21 protein-coding genes are annotated in these 18,618 nt (G+C 71.2%); 7 read left to right on the top strand and 14 right to left on the bottom strand.

The features are described from left to right. Nucleotides 1–177: 177 nt before the first annotated feature. Entirely contained in the window at nt 178–387 is a 210-nt protein-coding gene (locus DFR72_RS01865) for a hypothetical protein (RefSeq protein ID WP_090064328.1), read from the top strand. Nucleotides 388–552: 165 nt separating this feature from the next. Here the strand turns inward: DFR72_RS01865 and DFR72_RS01860 are convergent, their stop codons facing one another. Both DFR72_RS01860 and DFR72_RS01855 read right to left on the bottom strand, forming a co-directional pair. After that, on the bottom strand, nt 553–801 hold the full coding sequence (locus DFR72_RS01860; RefSeq protein WP_090064329.1) for a hypothetical protein: 249 nt from the start codon (nt 799–801) through the stop codon (nt 553–555). 12 nt (nt 802–813) lie between these two features. Beyond that, nucleotides 814–1,251, bottom strand: coding sequence for an Hsp20/alpha crystallin family protein (locus DFR72_RS01855; RefSeq protein WP_090064330.1), 438 nt, complete (start codon nt 1,249–1,251; stop codon nt 814–816). A 174-nt stretch (nt 1,252–1,425) separates the two neighbouring features. Here DFR72_RS01855 and DFR72_RS01850 point away from each other — a divergent pair, with 174 nt between their 5' ends. Continuing rightward, complete coding sequence (locus tag DFR72_RS01850; protein WP_090064331.1) at nt 1,426–2,877, top strand: amidase; 1,452 nt, start codon at nt 1,426–1,428, stop codon at nt 2,875–2,877. 5 nt (nt 2,878–2,882) lie between these two features. Here DFR72_RS01850 and DFR72_RS01845 read toward each other — a convergent pair whose 3' ends face one another. Then, nucleotides 2,883–4,130 (bottom strand): extracellular catalytic domain type 1 short-chain-length polyhydroxyalkanoate depolymerase, encoded by a 1,248-nt coding sequence (locus DFR72_RS01845; protein WP_090064596.1) that lies wholly within the window; start codon nt 4,128–4,130, stop codon nt 2,883–2,885. 286 nt (nt 4,131–4,416) lie between these two features. Here DFR72_RS01845 and DFR72_RS01840 point away from each other — a divergent pair, with 286 nt between their 5' ends. Next, the gene (locus tag DFR72_RS01840; RefSeq protein ID WP_143086663.1) at nt 4,417–5,040 is read left to right on the top strand and encodes a hypothetical protein; all 624 of its coding nucleotides are present in this window, start codon (nt 4,417–4,419) and stop codon (nt 5,038–5,040) included. 28 nt (nt 5,041–5,068) lie between these two features. On the opposite strand, the gene DFR72_RS01835 is transcribed toward DFR72_RS01840, so the two are convergent. Both DFR72_RS01835 and DFR72_RS01830 read right to left on the bottom strand, forming a co-directional pair. Next, entirely contained in the window at nt 5,069–5,701 is a 633-nt protein-coding gene (locus DFR72_RS01835) for a TetR/AcrR family transcriptional regulator (RefSeq protein ID WP_090064333.1), read from the bottom strand. A gap of 13 nt (nt 5,702–5,714) precedes the next feature. Beyond that, on the bottom strand, nt 5,715–6,155 hold the full coding sequence (locus DFR72_RS01830) for a nuclear transport factor 2 family protein (RefSeq protein ID WP_090064334.1): 441 nt from the start codon (nt 6,153–6,155) through the stop codon (nt 5,715–5,717). A gap of 314 nt (nt 6,156–6,469) precedes the next feature. Here DFR72_RS01830 and DFR72_RS45285 point away from each other — a divergent pair, with 314 nt between their 5' ends. Beyond that, nucleotides 6,470–6,619 carry a hypothetical protein gene (locus DFR72_RS45285; RefSeq protein WP_170176094.1) on the top strand — a complete coding sequence of 50 codons (150 nt, stop codon included), beginning with the start codon at nt 6,470–6,472 and terminating at the stop codon, nt 6,617–6,619. Nucleotides 6,620–6,657: 38 nt separating this feature from the next. Here the strand turns inward: DFR72_RS45285 and DFR72_RS01825 are convergent, their stop codons facing one another. The 5 genes from DFR72_RS01825 to DFR72_RS01805 form a co-directional block, all read right to left on the bottom strand. After that, nucleotides 6,658–7,518 carry a DMT family protein gene (locus tag DFR72_RS01825; RefSeq protein WP_090064335.1) on the bottom strand — a complete coding sequence of 287 codons (861 nt, stop codon included), beginning with the start codon at nt 7,516–7,518 and terminating at the stop codon, nt 6,658–6,660. A gap of 96 nt (nt 7,519–7,614) precedes the next feature. Next, nucleotides 7,615–7,923, bottom strand: a complete 309-nt coding sequence (locus tag DFR72_RS01820) for an NIPSNAP family protein (protein ID WP_090064336.1) — start codon at nt 7,921–7,923, stop codon at nt 7,615–7,617. 22 nt (nt 7,924–7,945) lie between these two features. Further along, nucleotides 7,946–8,431, bottom strand: a complete 486-nt coding sequence (locus tag DFR72_RS01815) for a nuclear transport factor 2 family protein (protein WP_090064337.1) — start codon at nt 8,429–8,431, stop codon at nt 7,946–7,948. Next, nucleotides 8,428–10,191, bottom strand: a complete 1,764-nt coding sequence (locus DFR72_RS01810; protein WP_090064338.1) for a CocE/NonD family hydrolase — start codon at nt 10,189–10,191, stop codon at nt 8,428–8,430. The genes DFR72_RS01815 and DFR72_RS01810 overlap by 4 nt, the downstream gene beginning before the upstream one ends. Then, nucleotides 10,188–11,312 (bottom strand): FAD-dependent oxidoreductase, encoded by a 1,125-nt coding sequence (locus tag DFR72_RS01805; protein ID WP_245982418.1) that lies wholly within the window; start codon nt 11,310–11,312, stop codon nt 10,188–10,190. The genes DFR72_RS01810 and DFR72_RS01805 overlap by 4 nt, the downstream gene beginning before the upstream one ends. A gap of 118 nt (nt 11,313–11,430) precedes the next feature. Between DFR72_RS01805 and DFR72_RS01800 the strand changes: the two genes are divergently transcribed. Further along, nucleotides 11,431–12,342: a LysR family transcriptional regulator gene (locus DFR72_RS01800; protein ID WP_090064340.1), complete on the top strand. Its 912-nt coding sequence runs from the start codon at nt 11,431–11,433 to the stop codon at nt 12,340–12,342. Here DFR72_RS01800 and DFR72_RS01795 read toward each other — a convergent pair. Both DFR72_RS01795 and DFR72_RS01790 read right to left on the bottom strand, forming a co-directional pair. After that, entirely contained in the window at nt 12,314–12,934 is a 621-nt protein-coding gene (locus DFR72_RS01795) for a DedA family protein (RefSeq protein ID WP_170176093.1), read from the bottom strand. The genes DFR72_RS01800 and DFR72_RS01795 overlap by 29 nt on opposite strands. Before the next feature lie 179 nt (nt 12,935–13,113). After that, nucleotides 13,114–13,455 carry an MmcQ/YjbR family DNA-binding protein gene (locus DFR72_RS01790; RefSeq protein ID WP_090064342.1) on the bottom strand — a complete coding sequence of 114 codons (342 nt, stop codon included), beginning with the start codon at nt 13,453–13,455 and terminating at the stop codon, nt 13,114–13,116. A 115-nt stretch (nt 13,456–13,570) separates the two neighbouring features. Here DFR72_RS01790 and DFR72_RS01785 point away from each other — a divergent pair, with 115 nt between their 5' ends. Next, on the top strand, nt 13,571–14,131 hold the full coding sequence (locus DFR72_RS01785; protein WP_143086664.1) for a YwqG family protein: 561 nt from the start codon (nt 13,571–13,573) through the stop codon (nt 14,129–14,131). 6 nt (nt 14,132–14,137) lie between these two features. Here DFR72_RS01785 and DFR72_RS01780 read toward each other — a convergent pair whose 3' ends face one another. Then, nucleotides 14,138–16,147, bottom strand: coding sequence for an ATP-dependent Clp protease ATP-binding subunit (locus DFR72_RS01780; RefSeq protein WP_090064344.1), 2,010 nt, complete (start codon nt 16,145–16,147; stop codon nt 14,138–14,140). Between the two features lie 134 nt (nt 16,148–16,281). On the opposite strand from DFR72_RS01780, the gene DFR72_RS01775 reads away from it, so the two are divergent. Then, nucleotides 16,282–17,832: a substrate-binding domain-containing protein gene (locus tag DFR72_RS01775; protein ID WP_090064345.1), complete on the top strand. Its 1,551-nt coding sequence runs from the start codon at nt 16,282–16,284 to the stop codon at nt 17,830–17,832. Between the two features lie 10 nt (nt 17,833–17,842). Here DFR72_RS01775 and DFR72_RS01770 read toward each other — a convergent pair whose 3' ends face one another. Further along, a complete protein-coding gene (locus DFR72_RS01770) occupies nt 17,843–18,553 on the bottom strand; it encodes a class I SAM-dependent methyltransferase (RefSeq protein ID WP_090064597.1) in 711 nt (236 codons plus the stop codon). Nucleotides 18,554–18,618: the final 65 nt, after the last annotated feature.

Below are 18,618 nucleotides of genomic sequence, written 5' to 3'. Positions count from 1 at the left end.
TCGGATGCTGGTGTCATGCACCCATAGTGCGGAGTGAGTGCTCACTCCGTCAAATGAGAATGGTCCAGGGCGTCGAGTCGACGCTGGACGCGGTCGTCGGTGCGGTCCAGGTGTTCCGGCGGGAGAGTCTGGTGGAACCTCGGGCGAGCTGAGCGGAAACTCGGGCAAGCTGTTCCGATGCCGACCGACAACCAGGTGCCACGTCGCAGCAAGCGCTACTACCTCGTCGCCGGCGCGCTCGTCGTGCTGATCAACGTCGTGGCGTTCGCCTGCAGCGGCCGGGCCCTCTGGCCCATGGTCCTCGCGGGCACCTTGCTCGGCGGATTCCTGGTGGACGGCGTCGTGGACTGGCTGGGGCGTCGGCGCGCCGCGGGCGCGAACGACTGAGTGGCCCCGTCCCGCCAGCTGCGGAACGGGGCCACCGGGGTGGAGGTGTCCGTGCGGCCCGCGGGTCGTTGCGCCCCTGCGCTCAGGTGGCCTCAGTCGACTGGCTGCCACCGGGTTGTGCCGGTGCGGGCGGTCGGCCGGACGTCCTCGTGTCGTTCTCCGGATTCACGCATCACCTGCCTTTCGCGACGGAGGGGAGCGCTGCCGTGCCGGCCGTCCTGCCGGGACGCGGTTTCGCCAGTGCGGGCGGGACGCGTCCCGGTACGGCGTCGCCGGGACGGGCGGGCGGGGAGCCGGGGGGAGCGGTGGCTCCCCCCAGTTCGCTGCGATGATCGCGTCGAACTCGGTGCGCACCAGGTCCTCGTCCTCGCACAGCAACGCGAGGAACTCGTCGTCGAGCGTCTGCGCGACCACGACCGGCCCCGGTCAGGCGTTGATCTGCTTGACGTCCTGGCCGGTGTTCGTGATGGCGATCTTGCGCGGCTTCGCCTTCTCCAGCACCGGGATCCGCAGGGTGAGGACACCTGCGTCGTACGCGGCCTGGATGTGGTCGGTGTCGAGCGTGTCGCCGAGGAACAGCTGGCGGGAGAACACGCCCAGCGGTCGTTCCGCGACCTGCATCTCGGCGTTGTCGCCGGTGATGGTCGGGCGCCGTTCCGCCTTCACGGTCAGCACGTTGCGTTCGACGTCCAGCTCGATCGCGTCCGCGGACACGCCCGGCAGGTCGAACGCCACGACGAACTCGTCGCCCGCGCGGTAGGCGTCCATCGGCATCGCCGTGGGCCGTGACCACGTGCCCGGCCCGGTGAACACCTGCTGCGCCAAGCGGTCCAGCTCCCGGAACGGGTCAGTGCGCATCAACATCCGGCACCTCCTCGATGTTCTCTTCTGCTGTCAACGCGCACCTCAGTTGTAGCACGTCGTCGTAACGATGACAAGACAGGATGTCGTCGAGAGGATGACGCGCGCCGAGCGTGCGCAAAGCCAGCGCAGAACAGGATTTCGTGCCCTCTCCGGCAGGTCGATAGCGTCGAAATCATGGAGTGGAGCTTTGCGCCGGCCGAAGAACTCATCGCCGCGATGCGCGCCGGCGCGGTGACATCGGTGGAACTGACGGACGAGGCGATCGCCCGCATCGAGCGCGACGACGAAGTGGTCAACGCGATCTGCGTGCCGGACTTCGACCGTGCGCGGGCCGCCGCGCGCCAAGCCGACCAGGCCCGCGCACGGGGTGAGGACCGGCCACTGCTCGGCGTTCCGGTGACGGTGAAGGAGTCGTACAACGTCGCCGGGCTGCCCACGACCTGGGGCATGCCGCCGCACCGCGACTTCGTGCCGGCTGAGGACGCGATCCAGGTGTCACGGCTCAAGGACGCGGGCGCGGTGGTGCTCGGCAAGACCAACGTCCCGCTGGGACTGCAGGACATCCAGAGCTTCAACGACATCTACGGCACCACCACCAACCCGTGGGATCGCGCTCGCACCTCGGGCGGGTCCTCCGGCGGGTCGGCGGCGGCGCTGGCGTCCGGGTTCGGCGCGCTGTCCATCGGCTCCGATATCGCCGGATCGTTGCGCACCCCCGCGCACTTCTGCGGTGTCCACGCGCACAAGCCGACGCTCGGACTGGCGGCCAGCCGCGGCATGGTCGCGCCGTCCGAGCCGGCACTGCCGGTCGAGCTCGACCTCGCCGTCGTCGGTCCGATGGCGCGCACCGCCCGCGACCTCACGCTCCTGCTCGACGTCATGGCCGGACCGGACCCGCTGACGTTCGGCGTGGCGCACCGCGTGGAACTGCCGCCCGCCCGCCACGCGCGGCTGCGCGACTTCCGGGTCCTGGTCCTCGACGAGCACCCGTTCATCCCGACCGGGTCCGCTGTGCGGGAGGCCGTGAACCGGGTGGCCACCGCGCTCGCCGACGGTGGCGCCCGCGTCGCACGGCACAGTCCGCTACTGCCCGATCTGGCCGAGGCCGCGACGCTCTACATGCGGTTGCTGGTCTCCGGCTCCGTCGCGCGTTTCCCCGTCGAGTCGCTCGACCAGCTGCGGACCCGCGTCGCCGGACTGAGTGCGCACGACCAGAGCCTCGACTCCGTGCGGCTGCGCGCGATGGTGTGCAGCCACCACGACCGGGTCGAGGCGAACACCCGCCGCGAGGTCCACCGCCACGGCTGGCGACAGCTGTTCGCCGAGTTCGACGCCGTGGTGTGCCCGATCACGCCGACGCCCGCGTTCCCGCACGACCACAGCCCCGACCCGATGGAGCGGCGCATCGACGTCGACGGCGTCGAACACCCGTACTTCGACCAGCTCGTCTGGGCCGGTCTGGCCACCATGCCCGGCCTGCCCGCCACCGCCGTCCCCGCCGGCCGGTCCCCGGAGGGCCTGCCGGTCGGGGTGCAGCTCATCGGCCCGATGTTCGAGGACCGCACCCCGCTGCGGCTGGCCGAACTGCTCGAGCAGGTGGTCGGCGGTTTCCAGGCGCCGAAGTAGGGCCGTCACCGTCCGGCGGCGGGTCCGCAGGTCGTGCCGTTCAGGACGAACGAGGCCGGAGCGGCCGTGTTCCCGCTGTGCACCGCCTGGAAGCCGATGTCGACGGACCTGCCGGGCGGGATCGTCGCGTTGTGGCCGGCGTTGCGGGCGGTGACCTGGCCGGAGGACGGCGAGTAGGTGGCGTTCCAGCCGGAGGTGATCGTCTGCCCGCCGGCCAGGGTGAAGGCGAGGGACCAGCCGTTGATCGCCGCGGTGCCGGTGTTCGTGATGGAGAGGCTCGCGGTCAGGCCGTTGTTCCACGCGTTGACGGTGGGCTTGACGCTGCAGGTGCCCGGCGTCGGGGGGTTCGGGTCACCGCCGCCGGTGAGGCCGAAGAACTCGAGGGCCGCGGCGGCCATCCCGGACGACGGCAGGCTGTGCCCGGCGCCCTGGATGCTGTAGGCCTCCACCTTGTCGCCGTAGCGGCTGCGGTTCCAGCCGGCCCGCGGGGTGTCGGTGGACGTCGGCGTCTGGCTCAGGCCGAACACGTTGGTCCACTGCTCGACCTGCTCCTGCAGCAAGGAGTACGGGACGAGCGTGTCCGCGGTGCCGTGCCACAGCTGCATTCGCGGGCGTGGCCCGGTGTAGCCGGGGTAGGCCTGCCGCACGAGGTTCCCCCACTCCTGCGGGGTGCGGTTCGCGCCGCCGTTCCCGGTGCACCTGCTGCTGCCGGGCGGGTAGTCGGCGGCGTTGGCGAAGCAGTGGAACGGCACGCCCATGAACGCCGCGCCCGCCTTGAAGACGTCCGGGTAGAGGGCGAGCATCTCGTTGGTCATCATGCCGCCGGAGGACGACCCGGTGGCGAAGACCCGGTCCGGGTCACCGCCGTAGCGCTGCTGGACGTAGGTCACCATCGACACGATCGACACCGGGTCGCTCCCGCCGCCGCGCCGCTTGGCCGCGTCGGACCACGTGTCGAAGCACTTGCCGAACCCGGCTTCCTGTTGCGCGCTCGGGTAGATGACGACGAACCCGTACCGGTCGGCGAGGGAGCCGAACTCGCTGCCCGAGTAGAAGCCGGGCCCGGAGCCGCCGCAGCCGTGCATGGCGACGACGACCGCCGGCTTGGCCGGGCGGGTGTCCGGCACGTACACGTGCATGCGCATCCCGCCGGGGTTGTCGCCGAAGCCGGTCACCTCCACCAGCGACGCGGCGGACGCCGGTGTCGCCGGCACGACGCCGGCGAGGGCGAGCACGGCGATGAGGATGGCCACGAGGGGTGTTCTGCGCGTGATCACAACCGACCTCCGGGTCAGGGTTCGGATCCTCCCGGAGGGCGAAGCTATTCACTTCCGTGACGGTCGTCAAATTTCTGACTGATAAATTGGTGCGGCGTTCGACGAACGGCCTCCGGCGGCTCGACCGTCCTTCGTGGCCGCGGTCGCAGTGCCGGTCAGCGGCAGGTGGTGCGGTGCGGTGGCCGGCGAACCGGCGCTGGAACGACATGCCGGCTTGTAGTGTGTCCGCGGGCGTTCGGGCTCGTGGGCGGAGGGTGGCGACGTGGCGAGGAAGAGGGCGAGGGGGAGGAGATCCAGTTCGCCGGCCTCTCCGGCGCTGGATGTCGCCGCGGTCGCCGCGGTCATCGTGTTCGTCGCGCTGCTCTTCCTCCAGAAGCACTTCTGGATGCCGCTCGGCGAGGCGCTGACACCGGTGGGCGTTCACCCGACGTTGCTGCGTGAGGACCGGCCCCGGATGGCCGCGCTGTACCTGGTCGCCCTGGTGCTGTTCGTGCTGCCCACCCTCGTGGCCGGTTTCGCGCACGCCCACCGGGTGAACGACGGCGTCACGTCGAGACCGGGCGGCCGGCGCGGGAGACCCGGCCGGGTGCTCATGATCGTCTCGGTGTCGGTCCAGCTCGCCTTCGTGATGGCGTTGGTCCCGGGCAAGGGTCGTCGCTCCTCGCCGGTCGAGTCCTGGTATCTGGACGACGACATGACCATCGCCGCGTCGACCGTCCTGGAGCACGCCTTCCTGATGGGGTTGGCCGGCTGTGCCGCCGTGCTGGTGGCGGGCGTGGCGACGACGGCGTGGCGCAGCCGCCACCGCGCCGTGCTCCTGGCCTGCTGCTACCCGGTGCTGCTGTTCCTGCCCGGCCTGCTGTTCCACGACGGGTTCCTCGGCTGACCAGCCGGACGCCGTGGCGGGACCGTGGTCAACTCGCCCGGTGCGACTGACCTGCTGCAGGCGAGGTGAGCGTCGCGAGCGTGATCTGCCGCGCCGCCTGGACGGTGGCGGCGAGAGCGGCCGGGTCCCGGCTGATGCGTTCACATCCCGCGCGCATGGCGCCGGACAGCAGTTCCACGGTGAGCCGCACGTCGTCGACACCGCGGAACTCGCCGCCGGCGACGCCGTCCGCGACGACCTTCTCCACCTCGGTGACGAGCGCGGTGAACGGGTTGTCCCGTCCGTCCGGCAGGTCGGTGACCATCGGGCTGGAGTTCGGCAGCAACATCAGCCGCATCGCGGGGTTCGTCGACCCGGACAGGATCACCTCGACGATCTCCCGCACCCTCTCCGCCGCCGGCTCGGAGGACCGCGCGGCGATCGCGGACACCTGCTCGGCCAGCGGGCGGCTCGCCCGGCGGGCGAGCTCCAGCACCAGCGTCCTCTTGTCGGCGGCGTAGTTGTAGAGGGTGTTGCGCGCGAGACCGGCCTCGGTCGCGATGTGGCCCATGGTGATCGAGTCGTAGTCGCGGTCGAGCAGCAGCCGCCGCACCGCCTCGGTCAGGTCGGCCCACACCATCTCGTGGTGTTCCTCGATGGTGGCGGCTCGGATCCGCGGCATCGCGCTGTTCTCCTCAGTTCGCGGCTGTGGCGAGGTCGGGCTGGTTCTCCTGGTGGGTCGCGGTCAGCTTGACACGGGTGAGGCGCCAGCCGTCCGGCGTGCGGACCGCCTCGTTGTCGTAGAAGCCGACGACCAGCCAGCGGTCGGCGTCCGGCAGCCAGTGTTCCGCGCGGACGTGGGCGTGGATCTTCGCGGTGTCGCCGTCGATCTCGACGACGTGACCGGTGATGGCGTGGTGGGTCGCCTGGAACGGCGCGAAGCTCGCACGGAGCACCTCGACGTAGTCGGCCAGCGGGACCGTCATCTCCGGCATGCCCGTCACCGACCCGAAGTCCAGCGTGAGCGCGTCGGTGAAGACGCGGCCGGGCAGGGTCGTGAACTCCTTCAGGTCCGCGATGTCGGCGTACCGGCTGATCAGTTCGACGAGTTCGGCGCGATCGTCGAGCGTGCCCATGAGTCCTCCAAAGTTTTACGACAACCTGTCGCGAACGTTACGACAGGTTGTCGTAAAACGGCAACTACCCGCGGTCACCCACCTGATCGACGAACCCGGAGACGGGTGCGGCATCACGGAGGCGCTGCGCCGGCGACTCCGGTAGTCCACAAGGGACTTTTTCGCGGCACGGCAGGTGAACCACGACGCGCGCCTGCACGGGACGTGTAGTCTCGGGGCAACCGGGACTGCACTCGTCAGTTGTCCGGAACCCCCATGGCGCCGTGCGACAGCTCGCCGTGAGCACGCACAGGACGCGGAGAAAGTCGGAAACCATGCAGCCAGAGAACGGGCTCTTCAGCCACCCTGACGTCGACCTCCCGGACACGACGCCCGGTTCGTCGCCCGACCAGGACCAGCGGTCCTACACCGGTCTGTTCCGCGAGCCGGCCGGCGCGCAGCAGGACACCGCCGACATGATCTGAGTCTCAGGCCGGGCTGTGCGTCACCGCGCGCGAGCGCCTCACGACCGCGCGCCGGCCGGTGTCTTCGAGCGGTCCTTCTGCCCGGTCTCGGCCGCGTAGTGGGCGACGGCGATCGCTCCGGTGATCGCCAGGACGAATCCGGCGGCGGCCGCGGTCGTGTAGCCGTCGCGGACGCGGTCGTCGAGGTAGATCAGGCCGACGGCCGACGACAGCGCCGTGTTGGTGGTGAACATGATCGCGGTGACCGAGGTCGCGCCGCCCTTCTGCAGCGCCATCGCGAACAGCACCGCCGCGGCGAGGCCGTTGAGGGCGATCGCCCAGGCCGCCGGTTCCAGGACGAGCCGCCACACGGCGTCCGGGAAGTCGAGCGCCCGCGCCGAGATGCCGACGATGCTGTAGGAGACGCCGGCGCCGAAGGCCAGCGCCACCGTCGCCCACACGTGGTGGTGGCGCCGGGCGTAGAGGGCGATCCCCGCCACCGGTATCGCCATGCACACGAGGACCCAGCGCCACTGCGGTGGCAGGGACTGCGCCGGGCCTGGTTCGGCGGACACGCCCAGCAGGATCAGGCCGGTCGCGCCGACACCCAGCGCCGCCCATCCCGGTGTGCCGAGGCGGGAGCCCAGGAAGACGGAGATCGTGGCCGTCACGCCGACGCTGAACGCCAGCATCGACTGGACGAGGAACAGCGGCAGCCGGTGCAGCGCCATGGCCGCGAGCGCGAACCCCAGCAGGTCCACGCCGAGACCGAGGAAGTAGAGCCACTGACGCCGGAGTGCGATGAGGTCGAGCGACGAGCCGCCGTACGCGCCGGCGCGCCGGACACCGGTGGACGCCAGGACCGAGCCACTGCCTGACGCCAGGGTCGCCAGGACAGCGAGGATGTATCCCAGTGCCATTCGTCCATTGTGGCATTCGGTTCTGCCGCGATCTCGCGCACGGGGTCCAGCCCCAGGTCAGGGGTGCTGGGTGTGGCCGCGCTCACCACGGCGTCGTCAGCGCAGCCCGGACCGGGAGGTCGGCTCCAGCCGGACCGTGGACTCGGCCCGGTCCAGCAGCTCGGACACCGTGCCGGCCACGGCCGCGCACCGGGGATGGCTGTGGACGGACTCCAGGACGCGTGCGCGGTCCGCGTCGTCCTCGAAGCGCCGGATCCAGACGAAGGAGCCGCCGGCCGCGGTGAAGGCCCCCACGACTGTCATCCCCCTCTCCTGGTGCAGCGGGATGACGGTGTCGTCCATGTAGCGGGCCAGCTCCTCGCCGAGGCCGGGGCGGGCGTGTTCCGTGCGGATCTCGTAGAACATCGGTGTGCCTCCCAGGCGGTGGTCAGGACTTGGATGCGATTCGTGCGGCGGCGAGCGCGTAGACGTCCGGAGACCCCTCCCACGGGCAGGTGCGCCGTACGGCCCAGCGGGTGATGAGCCACTCGCCGTCGGCCTTGCGCAGCGCCAGCTCCCAGGACCCCCGCATCGTGCAGAAGTCGACGACGCCGGGAGCAGCGGGAACGTGGTGGTGGGCGATCACGTGCACACGGCACTCGGCCTCGTCGCCCGCCAGCCGCACCTGCGGGTTCGAGGCGGCGTGGTGGGTGCTGCCGAAGCCTTCGAGGGTGCCGCGGGCCAGTTCGACCAGATCGGCGGCCGCCACGGTCGCCGGCGGCCTGCCGACGTGGTGGGTCGACAGGTCCAGCAGCACCTCGCCGGCGAACAGCCGCCGCAGCGCGGTCCAGTCCCGGTCGTCCTGCGCGTGGGCGAGCCCGGCGACGACGTCGGCGATGGCCGTCCGGTCGGTCAGTTCTTCGAGCGTGCTCATGCCCGCACCTCCGTTCCCGTGGGTGTGCGTTCGATCAGCGGCAGCACCAGACGGCTGGGACGCCCCGGTCCGTGGTGGACCCGGTTCACGGCGGCGACCAGGTCGTCCTCGGTGTCGGTGGCGATCGTCCCGCCCGTGTTGGTGTTGCGGTCGTAGCGGGGGAAGTTGCTGCTGGAGACCTCGAGCCGGATGCGGTGGCCGGGGAGGAAGACGTTCGAGGTCACGCACAGGTCGATGGTCAGTTCGCAGACCGTGCCGGGCTCCAGGAGCGCCGGTCCGGTGAGCGAGTCGCGGTAGCGGACGCGCTGGACGCCCTCGCACAGCAGGATCGCCCTGCCGTCGGGGTGCACGTCGACGAGCTTGCCGGTGAAGTCGGTGTCCGGGGCCGAGGTCGAGACGTGCAGGACCAGGGTGACGTGGCCGGTGACCTCGACCGGGCGGTCGAGGACGGCGGTGGTGAAGCACAGCACGTCGTCCCGCTTCTCGGCCGCCGCCTGGTCAGCGGGCCCGGACGCGCTGCCCAGCACGGTGCCACCCAGAGTGGGTACCGGGCGGCGTGGGTCGTAGAGGAACGTGTCCGTCGCTTCGGACGTCGCGGCGTCGCGCGTCAGGACTCCGTCACCGGTGGCGGTGTTGGCGCGGCCGCCGCCGGTGAGGAAGAAGTCGGTGTGGCGGGTGTCCGGAAGCGGCCAGTCGGCCTCGTCGCGCCACTCGTCGGCGCCCATGACGAAGATCCGGACCCGGTGGGCGTCGCCGGGGGTGTCGGTGCGGCCGCGCACCCAGCGGTCGAAGAACCTCAGGTGCTCGCCGGTGACGTCGGCGGCCTTGATGCTGCCCGCGCGCCCGAACGAGCGGTCCGGAAAGGTCCCGAGGTCGGTGCCGTCGGCGTGCGCCCAGGGGCCGATGACCAGCCGCTGTCCGTCGCGGGCCGCGGCGCTGCCACCGTGGCGGCGCATCGTCGTGTACGACCGCACGGTCTCGCCGATGAACACGTCGTACCAGCCGCCGACCTGGAGCGCTGGGACGGTGACGGCGGCGCAGCGGTCGATCGCGGCGACCTCCTGCCAGAACTCGTCGCGTTCGGGATGGGCGAGCACCTCGCCGGCCCACGGCAGGTGGCGCGTCATCACGTCCCGCCCGGAGAGCGGCAGCGGGTCGTGCAGCAGCCGGGGGTCGTCCAGGCCGGACAGGAGCGCTCGTGCGTCGGCCGGGTCACCGCGGCCCCCGGCGAGATCGCGCTGCAGGGTGCGCAGCGCCGAAAGCGTGCCCCACGTCAGCACCGCGTCCTGCGACAAGGCGCCGCCGGGGGAGTACCACGGCGCCCGATAGAGGTCGGCGGAACTCATCACGGGCGCGATCGCACGCAGACCCGGTGCGTCGCGCACGGCCGCGAGCCACTGCGTGAATCCCATGTAGGACCCGCCCCACATGCCGACCGCGCCGTCACACCACGGCTGCTCCGCCAGCCACGCCAGGGTGTCGGCGCCGTCGCGGCCCTCGTGGACGTGCGGCACGAACACCCCGGGCGATCGGGAGGTGCCGCGGACGTCCTGCGCCACCACCGCGTAGCCGGCGGCCACGAAGGCGAACACGTCCGGCAGCTTCGGGTTGCCGTACGTTCCGGCGTCGTCCTTGCCGTAAGGGGTGCGGACCAGCAGCACGGGGAACGGTCCCGGCTGCTCGGGCAGCCACACGTTGGTGGCGAGCGCGGCACCGTCGCGCATCGGCACGGCCACGTCCACCTCCACCCGGAACGTCATGCCCGCACCTGGCTTTCGTCGAGCTGCCGCAGCGGCTGGGTGGTCATCCAGTGGCTGAACGCGGCGTAGTGCCGGGCGAAGTCCTGCGGCGAGGGCGAGTGCTCCACCGTCGCGGACAGCTCCGCGGCACGGGCGTACCGCGGCATCACGGTGGCCTCGTAGGCGGCGAGCGCGGCGGACACGTCGCCGGTGGACCCGAGCAGGTGGCCGAGCAGGCCGGCGTCCTCGACGCCCAGCGTCGCGCCGGCGGTGATGTGCGGCGACATCGCGTGCGCCGCGTCCCCGGCGAGGGCGACCCGTGCGGAAACCCAGTGCGGCAGCGGCGGCACGAGCATGATCTGGTTGTGCAGGATCAGCTCCTCGGGCGTCGCGTCGATCAGGTCGGTGAGGATGCCGTCCTCGCCCGCGTCCTCGAGGTGGCGGGCGCGGTCCAGCGCTTGTTGCTTGCGGGTTCCGGTCAGCGGCGGTGACTGGAACTGGTTCACCAGCCAGTAGACGCTGCCGTCGTGGGTGCGGACGTAACCGCCCCGGCATCCGTTGGGGCCCAGAACGAGGCGGTTGCGGAGCACCGTGATGTCAGCAGCCGGGATCACCGCGCGCCAGGCGTGGTGGCCGGGGTGTTCCTGTGCCGGGGTGCCCGGTACCAGTTGCGCGCGCACCGCCGAGTAGGTCCCGTCCGCCCCGACGAGCACGTCCGCCTCTTCCTTCCCGCCACCGGACAACCGGACCTCGACGTGGCTCGCGTGCTCCTCGTACTCGCGGAAGCCGGTGTCCAGACGGATGTTCTCGCGCCCCACGGCATCGGCGAGCAGGTCGTTCAGCCTCGCCCGGTGCACCAGCAGGTACCGGTGGTCCTCCACACCGAACTCCGGGGTGTCGAGCAGCCGCCCGGCCGGGTCGTGGAAGTACATCTCACCGGGTTTGCCGACAGCGCGCACCTGCTCGCCGATGCCGAGCTCGTCGAACACCGCCAGCGCGTTGGCCCAGAGCCCGAGACCGGCTCCGGCGGCGCGGATCTCCGGCGCCTGCTCGCAGATCACCACGTCGATCCCGGCTCGGCGCAGTGCGAGTCCCGTCGTCAGTCCCACGATCCCTGCACCGATCACCACAGCCCGCGTCACGGTCGTTCCCCTTTGTTCCCACTGAGTTCGCCTTTGACGTCCCCGACGCTAGGAGCGGTTGCGGATTAACACCAGTGCAACTCTGGTACGGAAGTCTTTCGCAGGTGATAATCGGCAGGTGGACTACATCGATCTGAACCTGATCGAGGCGCTGGACGCGCTGCTGGCCGAGAACAGCGTGACCAAGGCGGCGGCCAGGCTGCACACCTCGGCGCCGGCGATGAGCCGCGCCCTGTCCCGGCTGCGACGCGCCCTGGACGACCCGTTGCTCGTGCGAGCCGGACGCGATCTCGTGCCCACACCCCGGGCCCTGGAGCTACGCGCCGAGGTGCACGCGGTGGCCACCCGAGCGCGAGCGCTGTTCGCGCCGCCCAGCACCGCCGACCCGCGGACCGCGGTGCGCATGTTCGACCTGCAGGTCACCGACATGCTGTCCACGACGTTCATCCCGTCGCTCATCGACGACCTGCGGGTGCAGGCCCCCGGCATCTCGCTGCGCCTGCGCCCGGAGAACCTCGAGGACACCCCGGCCCTGCGCGAAGGGTTGCTGGACCTGGAGATCGGCAGCATCCGCCCCGGCGACCCGGAGATCCACTCGGAAACGCTCGTCACCGAGACGCTGGTCGGCGTCGTGCGGCCGGACCACCCGCTCGCGAAGAAGAAAACCGTGACACCGCAACGGTTCGCCGAAGCCGATCACATCGTCGTGTCGAGGCGCGGCCGGGCGCACGGCCCGATCGACGAAGGGCTCGCGGAACTGGGACTGCACCGGCGCGTGGCGGCCGTGGTCCCCACGTTCGCGAGCGCGCTGTTCATGGTCCGCGAGACCGACGTCGTCTGCGTCGCTCCCGCCAGGCTGGGCAGGCGGATGCTGGACGCGCTCGGCCTGCGCACGTTCCCGATCCCGCTGGCGGTGCCATCGGTGACGATCGGCATGGCGTGGCATCCGCGCAACCACCACGACCGCACGCACCGGCTGCTGCGCGAACGCACCCGTCACATCATGGCCGCGGCTGCTGAGGCGAAGTGACCGGCTCGGCACGCACGCGGCGCACGACCTCGATGAACCCGGTCACCACGAACGCGAGCCCGACGCCGACGGCCATCGCCAGGAGTGTGTTCTCCTGGAACAGAACGCCGCCGAGGTAGCCGGTGAGCGCGGTGTAGGCGCTCCAGGCGGCGGTGGCGAACGCGATGAACATCAGGTACCTGCCCAGCGGATAGCGGACGAGCCCGGTGGACAGGGTGGCGAGGTAGCGCCCGACCGGGATGAACCGCGTGGTCACCAGGACGAAACCGCCGCGGGCGTCGAGCTCGCGGGTGAACCAGTCGTGCGCGGCACGGCGTTTGCTGCCGGGTGGCAGCCGCTTGAGCACGCGTGCGCCGAGCAGCCGCCCGGCGGTGTAGGGGACCAGGTCGCCCAGGAACGCGCCGAGTGTCGTGGCGGCGATGACGAACACGATGGTCGTCTGCCCGGTCGCGGCGTAGACGCCCGCGACGATCACGACGGGCTCACTGGGAATCAGCGGGAGGAAGGAGTCCAGAAAGGACACCGCGATCAGCACGGCGTACAGCCAGGGTGAGGAGATGAGCGTCTCGGCGAGCCGCAGCCAGTCGATCACGGAGGTCCCTTCGGGGCACGGCAGCGCTCGCGAACGTCCTGCACCACAAGGATTTCTCGCGTGTGTGGCGGCGCCGTCGGCGACGATCGCCGTTGCTTCGAAACTAGGGACGACCCGGTGCGACGACAAGTGCGTTCTCGGTAACGGGACATTCGCCCTCGCGTAATCCGGCCGGTGCCTCACCCACCTTCGAACGCCGTGCGAAGCTTCGCGGGCGCCTTGAGCCGCCACGCCTGCTCGACCAGCTCGGCCAGCTGTTCCCGGTCAGCCTCCGCCAGGTCGACCAGGATCGACCCGTGCCCGTCGTAGTGCGGTGTCGTGTGGAAGGCCGGATCGCCGGACGCGAGCAGCGCGGCCTTCTCGTCCATTTCGCACATCAGCACGAGCCAGCCCTCGGCCTCGGTCCGCAACCGTGCGAAACCCTTGCCCGCCACCTTCAACGACGGTGTCCGGTACCAGGTCGCCACCTCGGTCCCGGGCAGCCGTGACGCCATCTCCACCACGTCGTCCCACGTCGCCATGCGCGCCATCCTGGCAGCCACCGGGCACATCGGCCTTGTACGAATGGAACCCGGACCTGCTCGGCCGATCGGGGAACGATCAGAACCGTCGGTGCCCGTCGCTACGGTCTCGGCCGTGAACCCCAGGAACGCGAGGATCCTCGACGACTTCCGCGGTAAGGCGCTCGCGCGGAACATCCCGGCACCCGACGTGGAGCGGTGGATGGAGCTCGTCCGCCCGTCCGCGCTTCTGACCCCGGACGGGGACGGGCCGGTGGTGGGCCGGTTCGGCGGTCCCGTCCCGCTTCCCGCCGACGTCGAGACGCAGCAGTACCCCTTGGTCGCCACCATCGACTGCGCCGCGTTGCCCCGGGAGGCGACGGACCTTCCACTGCCGTCCGACGGCAGGCTGCTGTTCTTCGGTTGTCCGGAGGAGCACGGCTCGTGTATGTGCCGGAAGGCGCGGCCCTCGAGGAACGAGAGCTGGATCCTTCGTCCTATCCGGCCTGCAGCGAGGACTTCGCGGAGATCTGCGACGAAATCCCCCACTCCGAGGCGCTGGCCGAGGTGTGGGCCGACCGGTGGGGCGGAGCGAACCTGGTCCTGGGCGGATGCGGTACGGACTGCAACGGGTGCGCGCGACCTGGTCGCACGGCGCTTCGGCCGCACCCAGGTCCTCGTGGACTGGAACCTCTGAGACAGGTCAGTCCGGGAGGTCGGTGACGGTCAGGGTCAGTTCCGCGTCGCTGACCGTCACGACGGCGTGCTGCCCGCCGCTCAGTTCGCCCGCGAGCAGGGCACGGGACAGCCGGCGGTCGAGCTCCCTACCGATGGTGCGGCGCAACGGCCGTGCGCCGTACTCGGGCACGTGGCCGCGGGCGGCGAGCCAGTCGACGGCCCGCTCGTCCACGTCCAGCGTGATGTCCTGCTCGCGCAGCCGTTGCCGGGTGGGCTCGAGCAGCAGCGAGGTGATCTGCCGCAGCTGGACGGCGTCCAGCCCGCGGAACAGGATGATCTCGTCGAGGCGGTTGAGGAACTCCGGGCGGAAGCTGCGGCGGACCGCCGCCATCAACGGTTCCCTCAGCTGCTCGGCCGGAACACCCGAGCCGGCCGCGGCGAGGAGCTGGCCGGCACCGATGTTGCTGGTCATGATGATCACGGTGTTGGAGAAGTCGGCGGTGCGTCCCCCGGCGTCGGTGAGCCTGCCCGCGTCGAGCACCTGCAGCAGGGTGTTGAAGACGTCGGGGTGGGCCTTCTCGATCTCGTCCAGCAGCAGGACCGAGTACGGGGCGCGCCGGACCGCGCCGGTGAGCTGACCGGCCTCCTCGTGGCCGGCGTACCCCGGTGGCACGCCGATCAGCCGCGCGACCGCGTGCGCTTGCGAGAACTCGCTCATATCGAACCGGATCAGCCGGTCCTCCGAGCCGAACAGCGCTTCGGCCAGCGCTCGCGCGACCTCGGTCTTGCCCACGCCGGTCGGCCCGAGGAACAGGAAGGAGCCGACGGGCCGGTCCGGGTGCTTGAGGCCCGCGCGGCCCTGGCGCACCGCGTCGGCGACCGCCTCGACCGCCTCGTCCTGCCCGACGATCCGCTGGTGCAGCTGGTCTTCCAGATGCAGCAACCGGTGCCGTTCCGCCTCGGTGAGCTGGGCGACGGGGATGCCCGTGCTGCGGGACACGACCTCGGCGACGTCGTTCGCCGAGACCTGGGGCGCGTCGGCCAGTGCGGCGCGCGCAGCCTCCAGTTCGGCGACCGCCCGGTCGAGCTCTCCGGTGAGCAACGCCGCGTCCTCGCCCTGTGCGGCGTCCTTCTCCCGTTCCAGCTGCCGCACCCGCTGTTCGAGCCGCACCGGGTCCGGCGGCAGCGCGGACTTCTCCCGCAACCGGACCCGCGCACCCGCGCGGTCCACCAGGTCCACGGCCTTGTCCGGCAGGAACCGGTCGGTGACGTAGCGGGCCGACAGTTCCACGGCGGACACGAGCGCCTCGTCCGAGATCCGCACGCCGTGGTGCATCTCGTAACGGCCGCGCAGCCCGCGGAGGATGGCGATCGCCTCGGCGACCGATGGTTCGGCGACCGTGATCGGCTGGAACCGCCGCTCCAGGGCGGCGTCCCGCGCGACGTACCGCCGGTAGTCCTCGGCCGTGGTCGCCCCGATGACCTGCACCCGTCCGGACGTGAGCACGGGCTTGAGGATGGTCGCCGCGTCCATCGGCGCGCCTTCCGCGCTGCCCGCGCCCACCACGACGTGCAGCTCGTCGATGAACAGGACCACCATCCGCTCCGCCGCGGTCACCTCCTCGATGACCCCTTCGAGCCGTTCCTCGAACTCGCCGCGGTACTTCGCCCCGGCGACCATGCCCGCGAGGTTCAGCGAGATCAGCCGCCTGCCGCTCAGCGTGGCGGGCACCTCGCCGCTCGCGATCCGTGCCGCGATGCCTTCGACGACGGCCGTCTTGCCGACGCCGGGATCCCCGATCAGGACGGGGTTGTTCTTGGTGCGCCGCGACAACACCTCGAGCACCTCGTCGATCACGTCCTCCCGGCCGATCACCGGGTCCAGCAGGCCGTCCCGCGCCGCGGCGGTGAGGTCGCGCCCGAAGCGGTCGGTGCGCCGCGTCGCGGACTGCGGCTCCACCAGCCCGCCGAAGAGCTTTCCGACCAGGTCCTCGAACGAGCGGGACCCGAAGCCGAACACCCAGTCGTCTGCCATCTGCCGCCGTTTCTGCTCGGTCGCGGAGCCTGCGCCTCCGATTCTCCGCCTCCTGGGCGGGGAACACAGGCCAGGCAGGAATCGGAACCGGCGAGTTCTGGTGGTGCCGGAGCTAGTTGTCTAGGGTGTCCGCCATGGTGCGACCACGGCGGGTGACGGCGCCCGTCGCCGGGCTGTCAGTGCTGCTCGTGTTGTCGATCGCCGCCTGGATCGGTGGCGACGTCGTCCTCGACCGGCTCAACGCGCCCCGCTGCACGGATCCGGCGACGGTTCTCGTCACCGCGGCGCCCGCGGTCGCGCCGGCCCTGAGCGAGGTCGCGGACGGGCTGGGCGCGTCGGACGACGACTGCTACCGCGTCGAGGTCAAGGCCGAGCCCGCCCGCGAGACGATGACCCGGCTCGTCGCCGGGGAGGCGTCGCCCTCGGTCTGGGTGCCCGAGTCCACGACGTGGTTGCGGCAGGCGCGGGACTCCGGTGCGTGGCGGGTGCCCGAGGCGGGCACCTCCGTGGCGCTCTCGCCGGTCGTGCTCGCCGTCAAGGAGTCCCTGAAGGGCAAGAGCTGGCGGGAGCTGATCGGGCCCGGTGCCACCGCGGTCGCCGGCATCGCCGATCCGGCCAAGGACCCGGCCAGCCTGTCGGCGCTGCTGGCGTTGCGCGGGTTCGCGTCGGCGGAGAAGGATCCCGCGTCGGCGACGGTCGCCGCCATCAGGCCCGTGTCCGGTGACTACTCCGAACGGGCAGAGGACCTCTTCGCGCGGCCGCTGGACGTGTTCCCCACGTCCGAACAGGCTCTCGAGCGGCACAACTCCACGCCCGGCGCGACCCGGCTGACTGCGGTCGCCTCGGAGAACCCCGTGCCACCGCTGGACTTCCCGTACGTCGTGCTGCCCGACGCGAACGAGGCGCAGCGGGCGGGGGCGGAGAAGTTCCTGGCGCGCCTGCGGTCCGCGACCGACCTCGGCAGGTTCGGCCTGCGCGCGCCCGACGACCAGGCCGCCGGCCTGGACCAGGGCTTTGTGGACGAGACGCTGCGCCTCTGGGGTGGGCTCACGCTGACCGCGCGGGTGCTGGGCGTGCTGGACGTGTCGGGCTCGATGAACCAGATCGTGCCCAGGACGGGAACCACGCGCATGGCGCTCGCCGTGGGTGCGGCCGAACGCGGCCTGGGCATGTTCAAGCCGAACACGCAGATCGGCCTGTGGAAGTTCTCCACCAGGCTGGACGGCGACAAGGACTACAAGGAGATCATCCCGTTCGCGTCGGTCAAGGAGCACCTCGCGAGCGGCCAGGCCGTCGCCGCGGTCCGGGCGACCAGAGCCACCGCGAACGGCGCCACGGGTCTCTACGACAGCACCCTGGCCGCCTACCGGGAGGCGCGGAAGAACTGGGAGCTCGGCCGCATCAACATCGTCGCCATCATGACCGACGGCCGCAACGAGGACCCCGACTCGATCGGCCAGCGGGAGTTGCTGGACGAACTGGCCAAGCTGCAGGACAAGCGCAGGCCGTTGCCCGTCATCGCGATCGGCATGGGCCCGGACGTCGACGTCGGCGAACTGAGGGCGATCGCCGGCGCGACCGGCGGCGGGGCCTTCACCACCGTCGACCCCGCCGGCATCAGCGACATCTTCGCGCAGGCGCTGAGCACGATGCTCTGCCAGCCGCCCGCCTGCCGTCCCCAGTAGCGGGCGGGCCTCAGTACGGGTCGTACGGGCTGTCGTGGCCGAACAGCCGCGCGACCGGCCGCAGCCGCAGGCGGAGCAGGACCTTGATCCCCACGTTGCGCAGGAACCAGGGCATCTCGGCGAGCACGCGCCTGCGATCGGCCCAGCCCGGTTGCGTCAGGCGGAAGCGTGCGAGGGAGCCCGCGCGGTCCACGTACACGTACCGCTTGCCGCACAGCACCTTCGCGATGATGCCGCAGGTGACCCCGATGGACGAGAAGGCGTCGTGGACCAGGATCTCGCCGTCGGGAACGAGGTTCTCCGACCACAGCATGTCGTCGGTGTAGGTCCAGTAGTCGTGCTTGCCGTCGATGTACAGCAGGTCGATGCGCTCGTCCCACTCGCGGCGCAGCGTGGTGCTGTACTCGGCTTCGAGCCGCACGACGTCGGTCAGGCCCGCGCGGGCGACGTTCTTCTCGAACCGCGTGCGGGTGGGCGTGCCGCCGAACAGCTTGCCCTCGACGAAGGGGTCGACGGCGACGACCGTGGCCCCGACGGTGCGCGCCGCGATCCCCAGCACGGTGGTGGACCGGCCCTGGTGGCTGCCGATCTCGACGATCCGCGCGCCGGGACCGAGCCGCAGGGCGGCTCTCCACAACATCGTCGCCTGGTCGGCCGTCAGCCACCCCGGGACCTGGTCGCCCAGTTCCCACGCCTGTTCGAACGTGATCGGAGAAGTCATCGCCACCTGCCTGAGCACCGGCCCCGGAACGGTCGTGGTGGCCCAAGATAGCGACAGTCGCCCGC

This window comes from Lentzea flaviverrucosa (genome assembly GCF_003350445.1).
Classification (GTDB): domain Bacteria; phylum Actinomycetota; class Actinomycetes; order Mycobacteriales; family Pseudonocardiaceae; genus Lentzea; species Lentzea californiensis.
This window is presented reverse-complemented; position numbering and strand designations above follow the sequence as displayed.